Source organism: Enterobacter cloacae complex sp. IR5450 (assembly GCF_049238665.1).
In the GTDB taxonomy this organism is placed as follows: domain Bacteria; phylum Pseudomonadota; class Gammaproteobacteria; order Enterobacterales; family Enterobacteriaceae; genus Enterobacter; species Enterobacter hormaechei_C.
In genome coordinates this window covers 1-523 of record NZ_JBMKIC010000104.1, presented here as the reverse complement: position 1 = coordinate 523, position 523 = coordinate 1, and the positions used below count along the sequence as shown (strand labels likewise).

At 62.3% G+C, this 523-nt stretch carries 1 protein-coding gene; it reads right to left on the bottom strand.

What is annotated here, in order from left to right; translation table 11 throughout:
- Nucleotides 1-31: 31 nt before the first annotated feature.
- A partial coding sequence (locus ACOTYB_RS24900; protein ID WP_045142816.1) for a 4Fe-4S dicluster domain-containing protein occupies nt 32-523 on the bottom strand: 492 nt, incomplete at its 5' end.

The following is a 523-nucleotide window of genomic DNA, read 5'->3' as shown; positions in this document are numbered from 1 at the left end:
CAGCGGCCATTCATGCCATCCACTTCCCATCTCACACCTCCTTCGGGTTTGCCAGGTAGCCGGTGGTGTCACCCGTCGGACGGCTGTTGGCGTTAGGTTTAATCACAATACTCGGCTTTGTGAAGTGCGCAGACGGCAGCGGCGCGACGGCAGCAAGCTGGCCGTGTTTTTTGCGCAGCTCCTCAATCGGGCCAAAGTCCAGCGCGCGCAGCGGGCAGGATTCGACGCAGATGGGCTTTTTGCCGTCCGCCACCCGGCTGTGGCAGCCGTCGCACTTGGTCATGTGGCCTTTGGCGGCATTGTACTGCGGCGCGCCGTACGGGCAGGCCATGTGGCAGTAGCGACAGCCGATGCAGACATCCTCGTCCACCACCACAAAACCGTCGTCGCGCTTGTGCATTGCCCCGCTCGGGCAGACCTTGGTGCAGGCCGGATCTTCGCAGTGGTTGCAGGCAATCGACAGGTAATAGGCGAAGACATTCTGATGCCAGACGCCGTTATCCTCCTGCCAGTCGCCGCCCGC